Below are 18,036 nucleotides of genomic sequence, written 5' to 3' on the forward strand. Positions count from 1 at the left end.
ATGAATGCTGAAGACTCCTTGAAACTTGCTCGCCGGTTTATCGGGTTGCCCCTGGAAAAGCGCCAGATGTTCCTCGCGGCCCTGCACAAGGAGGGCGTGGATTTCGCGCGGTTTCCGATACCGGCCGGCATCGCAGCCGAGGATCGTCAGGCGCTGTCTTACGCACAGCGCCGCATGTGGTTCCTGTGGCAACTCGACCCGCAGAGCGGCGCCTACAACCTGCCGGGCGCGGTACGGCTCAATGGTCGACTGAACCAGGCGGCGCTGGAGCAAGCCTTCGCCAGTCTGGTGGAGCGCCACGAAACCCTGCGCACGGTGTTCCAGCGCCAGACCGATGACAGCCTGCTGCAAGTGCCGGCCACCGCGCCGCTGCTGATTGCCCGGGAAGACTTCAGCGCACTGCCGGCCAGTGAGCGCGAGCAGGCGGTGATCCGTGCCGCCGAACAGCAGTCGGTGTTGCCATTTGATCTGGCGGTCGGCCCGTTGCTGCGAGTGACCTTGCTCAAGCTCGCCGAGCAGGAACACGTGCTGCTGCTGACCCTGCACCACATCGTGTCCGATGGCTGGTCGATGAACGTGTTGATCGACGAATTCATTCGTTGCTACGACGCGTTCGACGCCGGTCAGGCGCCGCAATTGCCGCCACTGCCGATCCAGTACAGCGACTATGCGCTGTGGCAACGCCGCTGGCTGGAAGCCGGTGAGCAGGCACGCCAGCTCGACTATTGGCAGGCGCAACTGGGCGACGAGCATCCGGTGCTGGAGTTGCCACTGGATCATTCGCGCCCGGCGATGCCGAGCTATCGCGGTACCCGTTACGAATTCGCGGTCGACGGCCAACTCGCCGAGCAGCTGCGCAGCACTGCGCAACAGCATCAGGTCACCGTGTTCATGTTCCTGCTCGGCGCCTTCAATGCGCTGTTGCACCGTTACACCGGGCAGACCGACCTGCGCGTCGGTGTGCCGATCGCCAACCGCAATCGCGGCGAGATCGAAGGCCTGATCGGCTTCTTCGTCAACACTCAGGTGCTGCGCACGCAGCTGCATGGCCAGACCCGGGTCGATGAACTGCTGCGGGCGGTCAAGGAAACCGCGCTCGGTGCCCAGGCGCATCAGGATCTGCCGTTCGAGCAACTGGTCGAAGCGCTGAAGCTGGAACGCAGCCTCAGCCACACGCCACTGTTCCAGGTGATGTACAACCATCAGCCGCATGTGGCCGATATCGCCACCCTCCGCACCGCATCCGGCCTGCAACTCGACAGCCTCGACTGGCAGAGCCGCACCACTCAGTTCGACCTGACACTGGACACCTGGGAGAAGGGCGGCAAGCTCCACGCTGCACTGACCTACGCCAGCGACCTGTTCGATGCACCGACCATCGAACGCATGGCGCGACACTGGCTGCGCCTGTTGACGGCGATGGTCGCCGATCCGTCGCAGCGTATCGGTGAATTGCCGCTGCTGGAGGCTGACGAGCAGCGCACCCTGGTGCACGACTGGAACAACGTCCACGCGCAGTACCCGAGCGACACGCCGATTCATCAGCTGATCGAAGCGCAGGTCGCGCGTACGCCCCAGGCACCGGCACTGCTGTTCGGTGAACAGATTCTGAGTTACGCCGAACTGGATGCCCGGGCCAATCGCCTGGCGCATCTGTTGCGCGAACAGGGTGTGCGGGCGGACAGTCTGGTCGGCGTCTGCGCCTTGCGTTCGGTGGAAATGGTCGTCGCGCTGCTGGCGATTCTCAAGGCCGGCGGCGCCTACGTGCCGCTGGATCCCGAGTACCCGCAGGAGCGTCTGGCCTACATGATCGAGGACAGCGGCATTACTTTGCTGCTGACGCAACAGGCGCTGCTGGCAACGCTGCCGACTGACGGCGTAAACGTCATCACCCTGGATCAGCCGGGGCTGCTCGACCGCTACAGCGACAACCGTCCGGAGGTCAGCGTCGATCCGCTGAACCTGGCCTACGTGATTTACACCTCGGGTTCCACCGGTAAGCCGAAGGGCGCCGGCAACAGCCACGCGGCGCTGGTCAACCGACTGTGCTGGATGCAGGAAGCCTATGCGCTGGACGCCAGTGATTCGGTGCTGCAGAAAACCCCGTTCAGTTTCGACGTGTCGGTGTGGGAGTTCTTCTGGCCGCTGCTGACCGGCGCGCGGCTAGTGGTGGCCGCGCCGGGCGCGCACCGTGATCCGCTGCAACTGATCGATAGCATCAACCGCCACGGCATCAGCACGCTGCACTTTGTGCCGTCGATGTTGCAGGCGTTCATTCACGAGACCGGCGTGGAAAGCTGCAGCGGACTCAAGCGGATTGTCTGCAGCGGTGAAGCGTTGCCGCTGGATGCCCAGTTGCAAGTCTTCGCCAAACTGCCGAACGCCAGCCTCTACAACTTGTATGGCCCGACCGAAGCGGCCATCGACGTCACCCACTGGACCTGTGTCGATGAAGGCGCGGACAGCGTGCCGATCGGCCGGCCGATCGCCAACCTGCGCACGCATGTCCTCGATGCCGAATTGCTGCCGGTGCCGAGCGGTGTCGCCGGTGAGCTGTATCTGGGCGGCGCCGGGCTGGCGCGCAGTTATCACCAGCGTCCGGCGCTGACGGCCGAACGTTTTGTGCCGTGCCCGTTCCATGACGGCGCGCGCTTGTACCGCACCGGTGACCGTGTGCGGCAGCGTGCCGACGGCGTGATCGAATACCTCGGGCGCCTCGACCATCAGGTCAAGTTGCGCGGTTTGCGCATCGAACTGGGCGAAATCGAAACCCGCCTGATGCAGCACTCGCTGGTGCGTGAGGCGGTGGTGCTGGTGCAGGGCGGCAAGCATCTGGTGGCTTATCTGGTGCTGGAAAACCCGCAGGCAGACGAGCAGTGGCAGCAAGAGGTCAAGGCGTGGCTGCTCGGCAGTCTGCCGGAGTTCATGGTGCCGACCTACCTGATCACCCTCGACAAATTGCCGGTCACCGCTAACGGCAAGCTCGACCGCAAGGCCTTGCCGCAACCGGATGCCGCGCCGCAACAGGCGTTCGTGGCGCCACAGGACGCCATGCAGAAAGCCCTCGCGGCGATCTGGGAAGCGGTGCTCGGCCTCGACCGCGTCGGCCTCGAAGACAACTTCTTCGAGCTGGGCGGCGATTCGATCATCTCGATTCAAGTGGTCAGTCGTGCGCGACAGGCGGGGATCCGTATCAGCCCGCGTGACCTGTTCCAGTACCAGACCGTGCGCAGTCTGGCACTGGTCGCGAGCCACGATAACCTGTCCTCGGTAGATCAGGGGCCGGTGACCGGCGACGCCGTGCTCGGGCCGATCCAGCAGGATTTCTTCAGCCGCGCTATGCCGGTGCGCGAGCACTGGAACCAGTCGTTGCTGCTGACCCCGCGTGAGGCATTGAACGCACAATGGCTCGATGCGGCGCTGACGCACCTGATCAATCACCACGACGCCTTGCGCCTGCGTTTTGTCGAAGGCAGCGAAGGCTGGCAACAAAGCCACGGCCCGCTGCTGAATGGCGCTGAGTTGTGGCAACGCGATGCCGAATCTGCCGAACAGTTGCAGGCGCTGTGCAACGAAGCTCAGCGCAGCCTCGACCTGCAAAACGGCCCGTTGCTGCGCGCGTTGCTGGTGACCATGGCCGATGGCTCGCAACGACTGGCACTGATCATTCATCACCTGGCGGTCGATGGCGTTTCCTGGCGGGTGCTGCTGGAAGATCTGCAGCAGGCTTACAAGCAATTGGCGGCGGGCGGCGGCATTCAGTTGCCGGCGAAGACCAGCGCGTTCCAGAGCTGGACGGCGCGTCTGGCGCAGGAAGCGTCGCGCTTCGATGAGCAATTGGGTTATTGGAAAGCCCAGCACCAGGGCGCCGAGGATCTGCCGTGCGACCGCCCGGATGGCAGCCTGCACAACCTGCATGGCGAGAAAATCGAATGGCGCCTCGACGCCGAGCGCACCCGTCAGTTGCTGCAACAGGCGCCTGCCGCCTATCGCACCCAGGTCAACGATCTGTTGCTTACCGCACTGGCGCGCACCATCAGTCGCTGGAGCCAGCAGCCGGGCACGCTGATCGAACTGGAAGGCCACGGCCGCGAAGACCTGTTCGATGATGTCGACCTGACCCGCACCGTGGGCTGGTTCACCAGTCTGTTCGCGGTCAACCTGACCGCCAGCGCTGATCTCGACGGCTCGATCAAGGCGATCAAGGAGCAACTGCGCGCGGTGCCGGACAAAGGTCTGGGTTACGGCGTGCTGCGGCATCTGGCCGCACCGTCGGTGCGCGCCGAACTGGCCGCGTTGCCGCAACCGCGCATCACCTTCAACTACCTCGGCCAATTCGACCGCCAGTTCGACGAGGCGGCGCTGTTCGTGCCGGCTGTTGAAACCAGCGGCGTGGCGCAGGATCCTTCGGCGCCTCTGGGCAACTGGCTGACCGTGGAAGGTCAGGTGTATGGCGGCGAACTGTCGATGAGCTGGGGCTTCAGCCGCGAGATGTTCGACAGCGCCACGGTGCAGCACCTGGTCGATCAATATGCCAGCGAGTTGCAGGCGCTGATCGAACACTGCTGCACGCTACCCATTGCGCAAGCGACGCCGTCGGACTTCCCGCTGGCTCGGGTGACCCAGGCGCAACTGGATGCGCTGCCGGTGCCGGCCGGTCAGCTCGATGATGTCTATCCGCTGTCGCCGATGCAGCAGGGTTTGCTGTTCCACACCCTCTACGAGCAGGCTGCGGGTGAGTACATCAATCAGTTGCGCGTGGATGTGCAAGGTCTTGACCCTGAGCGGTTCCGCGCCGCGTGGCAGGCCACCGTCGATGCGCAGGACATTCTGCGCAGCGGTTTCGTCTGGCAGGGCGAACTGGCGCAACCGCTGCAGATCGTCCACAAACAGGTGCAGTTGCCGTTCAGCATTCTCGACTGGCGCCAGCGCGACGATCAGCCGGCAGCCCTTGCGGCGCTGGCCGATGCCGAGCGTCAGCAAGGATTCGACCTGAGCCATGCACCGTTGCTGCGTCTGGTACTGGTGCAGACCGCTGCCGAGCAATGGCACCTGATCTACACCCATCACCACATCCTCATGGACGGCTGGAGCAACTCGCAGTTGCTCGGCGAAGTGTTGCAGCGCTACAGCGGTCGCACCCCGGCCCATGGCGGCGGGCGGTATCGCGACTACATCGCCTGGCTGCAGCGTCAGGACGCGCAACTCAGTCAAGACTTCTGGAGCGCTCAGTTGGCCGCGCTGCAAGAGCCGACCCGACTGGCCCGCGCCGCGACCGGCGGCGAGCGCGCCAGCGGCCACGGCGACCATTACCTGACGCTGGACGTGCCGCGCACTCAGGCACTGGAAGCGTTTGCCCGCCAGCAGAAAGTCACCGTCAACACCCTCGTGCAAGCTGCGTGGCTGCTGTTGCTGCAGCGCTACACCGGTCATGAAACGGTGGCATTCGGAGCGACCGTGGCCGGGCGTCCGGCGGATTTGCCGGGCATCGAGCAGCAGGTCGGCCTGTTCATCAACACCCTGCCGGTGATCGGCGCGCCGCGTCCGGACCAAAGCGTTGGCCAATGGCTGCAAGCGGTGCAGGCGCAAAACCTCAGCCTGCGCGACTTCGAACACACGCCGCTGGCGGACATCCAGCGCTGGGCCGGGCAGGGTGGTGAAGCGCTGTTCGACAACATTCTGGTGTTCGAAAACTACCCGGTCGCCCAGGCGCTGAGTCAGGCCGGGCAAGGCCTGACATTCGGTGAGGTCGGCAACCTGGAGCAGACCCACTACGCCCTGAGCGTGGCGGTCACCCTCGGTCAGCAACTGGCGCTGCACTACAGTTTCGACCGCAGCCAGTTTGACGGTGAAGTGATCGAAGGCATCAGTGCCCATCTGCTGCAATTGCTTGAGCAGTTTGCGCTGTCGGCCGAGCGCAACCTCGGTGAAATCGCTCTGGCCAGCGCTGACGAGCATGCCCGCCAGCAAGCCCAGAACCAGCCGCAGCCGTACCCGCTGGACATCGCTGTGCATCAGCGCATTGCCGCGCTGGCGGTCGAGCGTCCGCAGCGCACCGCGGTGATCTTCAACGGTCAGCACTTCAGTTATGGCGAGATCGAGCAGCTTGCCAATCAACTGGCCCACGCGCTGATCGCCCGTGGTGTCGGCGCCGAGACTCGGGTCGGTGTGGCCCTGCCGCGCAGCGAGGCGGTGATCGTCGCGCTGCTGGCGGTGCTCAAGGCCGGCGGTGCCTATGTGCCGCTGGACACCAGTTATCCGCGTGAACGCCTGGCCTATCTGATCGAGGATTCGGGGCTGGCGCTGCTGCTCAGCGATTCGTCGGTGTCGGCGCAATTGCCGGTCGACGAGTCGGTGCCGTTGCTGGAACTGGATCGTCTCGACCTGCGCGAACTGCCGAGCACGGCGCCACAGGTGCCAGTCGATCCGCACAACCTTGCGTACGTGATCTACACCTCCGGTTCCACCGGCAATCCGAAAGGCGTCAGCGTTGCCCATGGGCCACTGGCGATGCATTGCCAGGCCATCGGTCAGCGCTATGAAATGCGCGACAGCGACTGCGAATTCCACTTCATGTCGTTCGCTTTCGACGGTGCCCACGAACGCTGGCTGACCAGCCTGACCCACGGTGCTTCGCTGCTGATTCGCGACGACACGCTGTGGACGCCGGAGCAGACCTACAACGCGATGATCGAACACGGCGTGAGCGTGGTCGCGTTCCCGCCGGTGTACCTGCAACAACTGGCCGAACACGCCGAGCGTGTCGGCAACCCGCCGAAAGTACGGATCTATTGCTTCGGCGGCGATGCGGTGCCGAGCGCCAGTTTCGAGCGGGTCAAACGCGCGCTCGATCCGGACTACATCATCAACGGCTACGGCCCTACCGAAACGGTGGTCACGCCGTTGATCTGGAAGGCTGGCCGTGAAGAGCCGTGCGGCGCCGCTTACGCACCGATCGGCAGCCGGATTGGCGACCGCAGTGCCTATGTGCTCGACGCCGATCTGAACCTGTTGCCGCAAGGCCTGGCCGGTGAGTTGTACCTCGGTGGCACCGGGTTGGCGCGGGGTTATCTGAACCGTCCGGGGCTGACCGCCGAGCGTTTTGTCGCTGACCCGTTCAGCGCCCGTGGCGGCTTGCTCTATCGCACCGGTGACCTGGTGCGCCAGCGTGTCGACGGCACGTTCGACTATCTGGATCGCATCGACAATCAGGTGAAGATTCGCGGGTTCCGTATCGAACTGGGCGAAGTCGAAGCGGCGCTGCAAGCCCTCGACGGCGTGCGTGAAGCGGTGGTCGTGGCGCAGGAAGGCAGCGCCGGCAGTGGCAAGCGTCTGGTGGCCTACGTGGTCGGTGATTCAGCGAGTGCCGAGTTCACCGACCACCTGCGCGCGCAGCTCAAGGCCAGCCTGCCGGCGCACATGGTGCCGGCGTATGTCCTGCGTCTTGAGCGCATGCCGCTGACGCCGAACGGCAAGCTTGATCGCAAGAACCTGCCGAAACCGGATGTCAGCCAACTGCAACAAACCTATGTCGCGCCACAGACGGCGCTGGAGCAGCAACTGGCGGCGATCTGGCAAGACGTGCTCAAGCTTGAGCAAGTCGGTGTCAGCGACAACTTCTTCGAACTGGGCGGCGACTCGATCATCTCGATTCAAGTGGTCAGCCGGGCGCGGCAGGCCGGGATTCGCTTCAGCCCCAAAGACCTGTTCCAGCACCAGACCATTCAGGCCTTGGCCACGGTCGCGCAGACTGGCGAAGTCGTGCAGCCAATCGATCAGCGCGCGCAAACCGGCGAAACAGCGTTGCTGCCGATTCATCAGACATTCTTTGCCGAGGCGATTCCCGACCGTCACCACTGGAACCAGTCGGTGATGCTCAAGCCGACGCAGGCGCTGGACGCTCAGGTACTGGAGCAAGCGCTGGATGCGCTGGTGGTTCAGCACGACAGTTTGCGTCTGGATTTTGTCGAGCAGGCCGCTGGCTGGTCGGCGCATTACCGCGACGTCGCCACGCAAGCGGGGGAAACCATTCTCTGGCAAGTCGAGGTCGCTGATCTCGCCGCCCTTGAGGCGCTGGGTAACAAGGCCCAACGCAGCCTGCAACTGAGCGGCGGTTCGCTGATCCGCGCGGTGCTGGCGAACCTGGCTGATGGCAGTCAGCGCCTGCTGCTGATCGTCCATCACCTGGTGGTCGATGGCGTGTCGTGGCGGATTCTGTTCGAAGATCTGCAAAACGCCTATCGCCAGCTCCTCGCAGGTAAGCCCGTGCAATTGCCGGCGAAAACCAGTGCGCTCAAAGCCTGGGCGGCGGCGTTGCAGGACTACGCCAAAACCCCGGCGTTGCAGGCCGAGCTGGGCTTCTGGCAGCAGCAGTTGCAGGGCGCTTCGGCGGCCTTGCCTTACGACCATCCGAACGGTGGGCAGCAACACGATCAGGCGCTGACCCTGCGCAGCAAACTCGATCAGACCCTGACCCGTCAGTTGTTGCAGGAAGCCCCGGCGGCCTATCGCACCCAAGTCAACGACCTGTTGCTGACCGCGCTGGCGCGGGTGCTGGTGCGCTGGACCGGGGACGACAATGCGTTGGTATTGCTTGAGGGCCATGGTCGCGAGGACCTGTTCGAACACATCGATCTGACCCGCACAGTGGGCTGGTTCACCAGCGTATTCCCGGCACGCCTGGCACCGGCCGCCGAACTTGGTGCCTCGCTCAAGCAGATCAAGGAACAGCTGCGGGCGATCCCTAATAAAGGCATCGGCTTCGGCGCGCTCGCGCACCTCGGTGATGAGCCGGCGCGTGCCACCCTGCAAGCCTTGCCGGCGCCGCGCCTGACCTTCAACTACCTCGGCCAGTTCGACGGCAGCTTCGACGCTGCCAGCGATGCCCTGTTCGTGCCGACCAACGAGTCCGGCGGCGCAGAGGTCAATCTGCAAGGGCCGCTGGGCAATCCGCTGGCGCTCAACAGCAAGGTGTTCGGCGGTGAGCTGGACCTGAGCTGGACCTACAGCGGCGCGATGTTCGACACCGCCACCATCCAGCGTCTGGCCGACGACTATGTGCAGGAGCTGACCGCGCTGATCGGCCACTGCTGCGACAGTGCCAACCGTGGTGTGACGCCGTCGGACTTCCCGCTGGCGCAACTGTCGCAAGCGCAACTGGATGCGCTGGTGCTGGAGCCGCAAGGCATTGACGACATCTATCCGCTGTCGCCGATGCAGCAGGGCATGCTGTTCCACACCTTGCTCGAACACGGCAATAGCGACTACATCAACCAGATGCGCCTGGACGTCGACGGCGTCGATCCGCAACGCTTCCGCGCAGCTTGGCAGGCAGCGGTGGATGCGCATGACATCCTGCGCAGCGGCTTCTTCTGGCAAGGCGATCTGCCGCAACCGGTGCAAGTGGTGCAGCGTCAGGTCGAAGTGCCGTTCAGCGTGCTCGACTGGTACGGCAGAACTGATCTGGAGGCAGCGCTGCAAACCCTCGCTGATGAGGAGCGCGCACTGGGCCTGGACCTGGGCTGTGCACCGCTGATGCGTCTGGTGCTGGTGCGCACTGCGGCCGAGCGTTATCACCTGATCTACACCAACCATCACATCCTGATGGACGGCTGGAGCAGCGCGCAGTTGCTCGGTGAAGTGTTGCAGCACTACAGCGGCGAAGCGGTTGCCCGTGGCGCGGGTCGCTACCGCGATTACATCGCCTGGCTGCAACGCCAGGATGGCGCGGCGGCTGAAGCTTACTGGCGGGCGACGCTGGGCAATCTGCAGGAACCGACGCGCCTGGCCAATGCCATCGCGCGGCCGCAGGCCGGTTTGCCGAGCGTGGGTTACGGCGATCATTACCAGGTGCTGGACGCTGAGCTGAGCCAGCGCCTGGGCGAGTTTGCCCGGGCCGCAAAAGTCACCGTCAACACCGTGGTGCAAGCGGCGTGGCTGCTGCTGTTGCAGCGCTACACCGGCAAGGATTGCGTGGCGTTCGGCGCCACTGTCGCCGGGCGCCCGGCGGAGCTGCCGGGTGCCGAAGCGCAGATCGGCCTGTTCATCAACACGCTGCCGGTGATCGCCGCACCGCCCGCGCAGCAGAGCGTGATCGCCTGGCTGCAAGCGGTGCAGGCGCAGAACCTCGCCTCGCGCGAATTCGAACACACGCCGCTGGCGGACATTCAGCGCTGGGCCGGGCAGGGCGGTGACGCCTTGTTCGACAGCCTGATGGTGTTCGAGAACTACCCGATTGGCGAAGCACTGGAGCGTGGCGCGCCGCAAGGTCTGCACTTCGGCGCGGTGGCCAATCAGGAGCAAACCAACTATCCGCTGACCCTGTTGGTGAGCATGGGCGCGCAACTGTCGGTGCATTTCAGCTATCAGCGCGACAGCTTCGCGGCTGCCAGCGTGGCGCAGTTGGGCGCGCATCTGCAGCGTCTGCTGAGCCAGATGGCGGATGGCGGTGAGCGCACGCTCAGCGAGCTGAACCTGATCGAGCACAGCCCGCAAGTGAGCAGCGATTTCGCCACCGAGCAGTGCATCCATCAAGCCATCGCCCGTCAGGTGGCGGCGACCCCGGATGCCTTGGCGGTAACCTTTGCCCATACGCAACTGACCTACGCCGAACTGGACGCGCAGGCCAATCGGCTGGCGCACAAACTGATCGAGCTGGGTGTCGGCCCGGAAGTGCGCGTGGGCGTGGCCATGCCACGTTCCGAGCAGTTGCTGATTGCCTTGCTGGCGGTGCTCAAGGCCGGTGGCGCCTATGTGCCGCTGGACCCGGATTACCCGGCCGATCGCGTGGCCTACATGCTGGAAGACAGCCGGGCGCGGGTGTTGCTGACTGAGCAGGCGGTTGCGAAAACCCTGAGCGTGCCGGGCGATACCCAAGTGCTGCTGTTGGATCAGCTGTCGCTGATTGGTTATTCGGCCGTTGCGCCACAGACCACAGTGCAACCGGACAACCTCGCCTACGTGATCTACACCTCCGGTTCGACCGGCAAACCGAAAGGCGTGGCGATTGCCCATCGCAACGTCATGGCGCTGATCGACTGGTCGGCCAAGGTCTACAACCGCGACGACATTCAAGGCGTACTGGCCTCGACGTCGGTGTGCTTCGACCTGTCGGTGTGGGAGCTGTTCGTCACCCTGGCCAACGGTGGTTCGCTGATCATTGCGCGTAATGCCTTGGAGCTGGCGCAACTGCCGGCGCGCGATCAGGTGCGCCTGATCAACACTGTGCCGTCGGCGATTGCCGCGCTGCAGCGTGCCGGGCAGATTCCCCCGAGCGTGCGCATCATCAATCTGGCGGGTGAACCGCTGAAGCAAGCACTGGTGGATACGCTGTATCAGCAATCGACGGTCGAGCACGTTTACGACCTGTACGGCCCATCGGAAGACACCACCTATTCGACCTGGACCCGCCGCAGTGCCGGTGGTCAGGCGCGGATCGGGCGTGCGCTCGAGCACAGCGCCAGCCATCTGCTGGATGCCGATCTGCACGCGGTGCCACAAGGCGTTTCGGCCGAGCTGTACCTGTCCGGCGCCGGCATCACGCGCGGTTATCTGGGGCGTGCGGCGATGACCGCCGAGCGCTTTGTGCCGAATCCTTTCGTCGGCAACGGCCAGCGCATGTACCGCACCGGCGACCTGATTCGTCAGCGCGAGGAGGGTGAGCTGGAGTACATGGGTCGGATCGACCATCAGGTGAAAATTCGTGGATTCCGCATCGAACTGGGGGAGATCGAGGCGCGATTGCTCGCACAACCGGCAGTCAGCGAAGCGGCGGTGCTGGCCGTCGAAGGCGACAGCGGGGCGCAACTGGTGGCGTATGTGGTCGCTCCGCAACTGGAGATGCACGACGGGGACGCGCAGCGGCAACTGCGCGAGGGACTAAAGACTGGCCTCAAGTCTTCGTTACCTGACTACATGATTCCCGCGCACCTGCTGTTCCTTGAGCAGTTGCCACTGACCCCCAACGGCAAACTCGACCGCAAGGCCCTGCCGGCGGTCGATGCCAGCCAGATGCAGGCCGCCTATGTCGCGCCGCACAGTGAGCTTGAGCAGCAGGTCGCGGCGATCTGGCAGCAAGTGCTCGAAGTGCAACGCATCGGTCTGAACGATCACTTCTTCGAACTCGGCGGGCACTCGCTGCTGGCGGTCAACGTGGTGTCGCGCATGGCCCTTGAACTGGGCCTGACGCTGACCCCGCAACTGTTATTCCAGCACCCCGTCCTGAGCGATTTTGTCGCTCGACTCGATACAGGAGGCGGGGCAATCAACGAACAGAAACTGAGCAAGCTGGAAGCCCTGCTTGACGATATGGAGGAAGTCTGATGGACAAGAGTGTTGCTTTGAGGGTAGCCAAGCGCTTTATCACTCTGCCGCTGGACAAACGTAAGCTGTACCTGGAAAAGATGCTCGAAGAGGGCGTCTCTCCGGCCAACCTGCCGATCCCGGAAACACGTTCCGGGTTTGCGGCGATTCCTCTGTCGTACGCTCAGGAACGTCAACTGTTCCTCTGGCAAATGGACCCGCACAGCACCGCGTATCACATCCCCAGCGCCCTGCGCCTCAAGGGTCGGCTGGATGTGGCGGCGCTGGAGCGCAGCTTCAACGCGGTGGCGGCGCGTCACGAAAGCTTGCGCACCACTTTCGCCGAGCAAGGCGAAAGCTTTTGCCAGGTGATTCATCCGCAACTGCCGCTGAGCATCAGCCTGACGCCATTGCCGGAGGGCCTCGATGCTGGCGGTGAAGACGCCGCGATCAAGGCCTTCGTCGAGAGCGAAACCGCACGCCCGTTCAATTTGCAGCAGGGCCCGCTGCTGCGGGTGGCGCTGCTCGAAGTGGCGGAAGACGACCATGTGCTGGTGCTGATCCAGCACCACATCATCGCCGATGGCTGGTCGATCAAAGTCCTGGTCAACGAGCTGATCCAGCATTACGCCGCCGACACCGCCGGGCAGCCGCTGAGCCTGCCGGAACTGGAAGTGCAATACGCCGACTACGCGATCTGGCAGCGCCACTGGCTGGAAGCGGGCGAGCGTGAGCGGCAGTTGGCCTACTGGGTCAAGACCCTGGGCGGCGAGCAGCCGGTGCTGGAGCTGCCGATCGATTTCCCGCGTCCGGCCGTGCAAAGCCTGCGCGGTGCGCGGCTGGAACTGAACCTGCCGGCCGACCTCGGTGACGCCCTCAAACAACTGGCGCAGCGCGAAGGTGCGAGCCTGTTCATGCTGTTGCTGGCGTCGTTCCAGGCGTTGCTGCATCGCTACAGCGGTCAGGCGCAGATTCGCGTCGGGGTGCCGACCGCCAACCGCAACCGCGTCGAGACTGAAGGCCTGATCGGCTTCTTCGTCAACACTCAGGTGCTGAGTGCCGAGGTCAGCGGGCAGCTGCCGTTCAACCAGTTGCTGGCTCAGGTCAAGCAGGCGGCGATGGCTGCGCAGGCGCATCAGGATCTGCCGTTCGAGCAACTGATCGAAGCCCTGCAACCGGAGCGCAGCCTGAGCCACAGCCCGGTGTTTCAGGTGATGTTCAACCACCAGACCAGCCGTGATCAGGGGCGTAGCGCGGCGCAGTTGCCGCAGCTGAGTGTCGAGGATGTGCAGTGGGAAGGGCGCACCGCGCAGTTCGACCTGACGCTGAATACCTACGAGTCCAGCGACGGCTTTGCCGCCGAGCTGACCTACGCTACCGATCTGTTCAAAGCTGAAACCGTCGAGCGTCTGGCACGTCATTGGCAGAACCTGCTGCGCGGTATCGTCGCCGCACCGAGCCAGCGCGTCGGCGAATTGCCGTTGCTGGAAAGCGCCGAACACGGCGTGCTGTTGCAGGACTGGTTGCGCAGCGCCGACCGCACCGCGCAAGCCGAATGCGTGCAACAGGATTTCTCCCGGCGTGCGCAGCAAACGCCGCAGGCCACTGCCCTGATCATCGGCGAAGAGGTGCTGAGCTACGCCGAGCTGGATGCCCGCTCCAGTCAACTGGCGCACAAGCTGATCGAGGCCGGTGTCGGCCCGGAGCAGCTGGTCGGCATCGCCGTCGAGCGCAGTGTGGAAATGATCGTCGGCCTGCTGGCGATCCTCAAGGCCGGCGGTGCTTATGTGCCGCTGGATCCGGCGTATCCGCAGGATCGTCTGGCCTACATGATCGAGGACAGCGGCCTGCAATTGCTGCTGACCCAAAGCCATTTGCAGGCACAGCTGCCGATCCCGCCGGGCGTGCAAAGCCTGTTGCTGGATCAGCCAAACGACTGGCTGGCGGCTTATCCACAGACCGCGCCGGACGTGGCAGTCAATGGCGAGCATCTGGCCTACACGATCTACACCTCCGGTTCCACCGGCAAACCGAAAGGCGTGATGGTGCGCCACGCGGCGCTGAGCAACTTCGTCGCGAGCATGATCGAGCAGCCGGGCATCTGTGCCGCCGATCGCATGCTGTCGCTGACCACCTTTTCGTTCGATATTTTCGGCCTGGAAATCTACGGCCCATTGCTGGCCGGCGCCTGTGTGGTGCTGACCGGCAAGGATGTGCATCAAGACCCGCAAGCGGTGCTCGAACTGATCGAGCGTCACGCCGTGACGGCGCTGCAAGCCACGCCTTCGACCTGGCGCATGCTGCTGGACAATGAACAGGCGCCCATCCTGGCGGGCCGCACGTTCCTCTGTGGCGGTGAAGCGCTGTCGCAGGAACTGGCGCAACGCATGCTCGCACTGACGCCGAGGGTGTGGAACCTCTACGGCCCGACCGAAACCACCATCTGGTCGGCGCAGCACGCCTTGAGTGCGGACAACAGCCGTCCATTCCTCGGCACACCGCTCGACAACACCGCGTTGTACATCCTCGGCAGCGACCTGGAGCTCAATCCGCTCGGCGCCCCGGGGGAACTGCTGATCGGCGGCGACGGCCTCGCGCGTGGTTACTTCCAGCGCCCGAGCCTGACCGCCGAACGTTTTGTCCCGGATCCCTTTTCGACAACCGGTGCGCGCCTGTACCGCACCGGCGACCTGACCCGTTACCGCGCCGAAGGCGTGATCGAGTACATCGGGCGAATCGACCATCAGGTGAAAATCCGTGGTTTCCGGATTGAACTCGGCGAGATCGAAGCGCGTTTGCTCGCCCTCGACAGCGTGCGCGAAACCGTCGTAGTCGCTCAGGACGGCCCGACCGGCCCGCAACTGGTCGGCTACGTGGTGCCGACCGCCGACGATATTGATGAAGTCGAACTGCGCGCCGCATTGAAAGCTAGCCTCAAGGCCGAGTTGCCGGAATACATGGTGCCGGCGCACCTGTTGTTCCTAGGGCAACTGCCGCTGACGCCGAACGGCAAAGTCGATCGCAAAGCCTTGCCGGCCCCCGACGCCAGCCACTTGCAATCAACTTACCTCGCGCCGCAGACCGCGACCCAGCACAGCGTCGCCGAGATCTGGCAAGCGGTGCTCAAGCTCGATCGCGTGGGCCTGAGTGACAATTTCTTTGAACTGGGCGGCCACTCGTTGCTGGTCACGCAGGTGGTCTCGCGGGTGCGTCAGGCACTGAACGTTCAAGTGCCGCTGCGCACCTTGTTCGAACACAGCACGCTGGAAGACTTTGTCGCCGCGCTGGGGGTCGATCAGGCGCATCGGGAGCCGCCGATTGTTGCCTTGCCACGCCAGCAACCGCTGGCGCTGTCCTATGCCCAAGAGCGTCAATGGTTCCTCTGGCAGCTGGAACCGACCAGCACCGCTTATCACGTGCCGGCGGCGCTGCGTCTGCGCGGTGAGCTGGATCTGTCGGCATTGCAGCGCAGCTTCGACGCGCTGATCGAGCGCCATGAATCGCTGCGCACCTGCTTCGTCGAACAGCAGGGCCAGACCCTGCAAGTGATCCAGGCTCACGGCACGCTCGATCTGCAGGTGCAGGACGTGGCGGCGGATCTCGACGAGGCGGCGCTGCAAGCGCTGGTCGCCGCCGAAACCCTGCACCTGTTCAATCTGCAGCAAGGCCCGTTGCTGCGGGTCAAACTGCTGCGTCTGGCCGCCGATGACCACGCGCTGGTCATCACCCTGCATCACATCGTCTCCGATGGCTGGTCGATGAATGTCATGGTTGATGAACTGGTGGCGTTGTATGCCGCCTACAGCCAGGGCCAGAACGTGCAATTGCCGGCGCTGCCGGTGCAGTACGCCGACTACGCCGTGTGGCAGAAACAGTGGATGGACGCCGGTGAACGCGAGCGTCAATTGAGCTACTGGACCGCGCAACTCGGCGATGGCGATCAACCGCTGCTGGAGTTGCCGACCGACCGTCCGCGTCCAGCCGAGCAGAGCTATCGCGGCGCCCGTCGCGATATCCCGCTGAGCCTCGAACTGGCCACCGCGCTCAAGCACCTGGCGCAACGCGAAAACGTCACGCTGTTTGCGCTGTTGCTGGCGTCGTTCCAGACCTTGCTGCATCGCTACAGCGGTCAGGCCGATATCCGCGTCGGGGTGCCGGTGGCCAACCGCAACCGGGTCGAGACCGAAGGCCTGATCGGTTTCTTCGTCAACACCCAGGTTCTGAAGGCCGAGTTCGACAGTCAGCAGACGTTCCGCAGCCTGCTGCAGCAAGTGAAAAACACCGTGCTGGGTGCGCAGGCGCATCAGGATCTGCCGTTCGAACAACTGGTCGACGCGCTGCAACCGGAGCGCAGCCTCAGCCACAGCCCGCTGTTCCAGGTGATGCACAACCACCAGAGCCAGGTGCGTCAGGCGCAGGGCGCCACGCGTCTGCCAAAACTGGCGATTGAAGGCTTGCCGTGGGCGTCCAATACAGCGCAGTTCGACCTGACCCTGAACACCTTTGAATCGAGCGACAACGTCTGGGCCGAGCTGACCTATGCCACCGACCTGTTCGACGTCGAGACCATCGAACGCCTGGCGCAACACTGGACCCATCTGCTGCAAGGCATCGTTGCCGACAGCGCTCAGCGCATCGCCGAACTGCCGCTGCATGACGCCGCCGAACGCGCGGCGACCTTGCAGCAGTGGAACCCGGCTATCCGCGATTTCCCGAGCGAACAGTGCCTGCATCAACGGATCGAACAACAAGCCGCCCGCGCCCCGCAAGCGATTGCCGTGAGCTGTGCCGGGCAGTCTCTGAGCTACGGCGAGCTCAACAGCCGCGCCAACCAGTTGGCCCACAAGCTGATTGCCAGCGGTGTCGGCCCGGACGTGCGCGTCGGTCTGGCGGTGGAGCGCAGCCTCGACATGCTGGTCGGCCTGCTGGCGATCCTCAAGGCCGGCGGTGCCTATGTGCCGTTGGACCCGACGTATCCGGAGGAACGCCTGAGCTACATGATCGGCGACAGCGGCATCGCCTTGCTGCTGACCCAGAGTCATCTGCTGGGGCGTCTGCCGGTGCCGGATTCGCTGCGCAGCCTGATGCTCGATCAGGAGCGTGACGGTCTGGAAGGCTACAGCGACAGCAATCCGCAGGTGCGCATGAGCCCGGACAACCTGGCTTACGTGATCTACACCTCCGGTTCTACCGGGCAGCCGAAGGGCACGTTGCTGGCCCATCGCAACGTGCTGCGCCTGTTCGAGGCCACTGATGCGTGGTTCGATTTCGGCGCCACGGATGTCTGGAGCCTGTTCCATTCCTACGCGTTCGACTTCTCGGTGTGGGAGATTTTCGGCGCGCTGCTGTACGGCGGCAAACTGCTGGTGGTGCCTTACGAGGTCAGCCGCTCGCCGGAAGATTTCTTCGCCTTGCTCTGCCGCGAAGGCGTCACCGTGCTCAACCAGACGCCGTCGGCGTTCAAGCAATTGATGCAAGTGGCCTGCGCCCCGCAGCACGCGGCGCAAGCACTGGCGCTGCGTTACGTGGTGTTCGGTGGTGAGGCGCTGGAGGTCAAAAGCCTGCGTCCGTGGTTCGAGCGTTTCGGCGATCAGGCAGCGCAACTGATCAACATGTACGGCATCACCGAAACCACCGTGCACGTGACCTACCGGCCGATTTCGCTGGCCGACTTGCAGCGTGACGCCAGCAGCCCGATCGGCGAACCGATTCCCGACCTGTCCTGGTACTTGCTCG

2 protein-coding genes (1 of these 2 cut by a window edge) are annotated in these 18,036 nt (G+C 64.2%); both read left to right on the top strand.

Annotation, left to right across the window (positions count from 1 at the left end):
- Entirely contained in the window at positions 1-12,321 is a 12,321-nt protein-coding gene (locus tag ABV589_RS24455) for a non-ribosomal peptide synthase/polyketide synthase (RefSeq protein ID WP_367083998.1), read from the top strand.
- On the top strand, positions 12,321-18,036 hold the beginning of the coding sequence (locus ABV589_RS24460; RefSeq protein ID WP_367083999.1) for a non-ribosomal peptide synthase/polyketide synthase. 9,281 nt of this gene lie beyond the right edge of the window; 5,716 of the gene's 14,997 nt are visible here — the first part of the coding sequence; it begins with the start codon at positions 12,321-12,323; its stop codon lies off the right edge, out of view. Before ABV589_RS24455 ends, ABV589_RS24460 begins: the two co-directional genes overlap by 1 nt.

Origin of the sequence: Pseudomonas sp. HOU2, from assembly GCF_040729435.1 — a bacterium.
In the GTDB taxonomy this organism is placed as follows: Bacteria; Pseudomonadota; Gammaproteobacteria; order Pseudomonadales; family Pseudomonadaceae; genus Aquipseudomonas.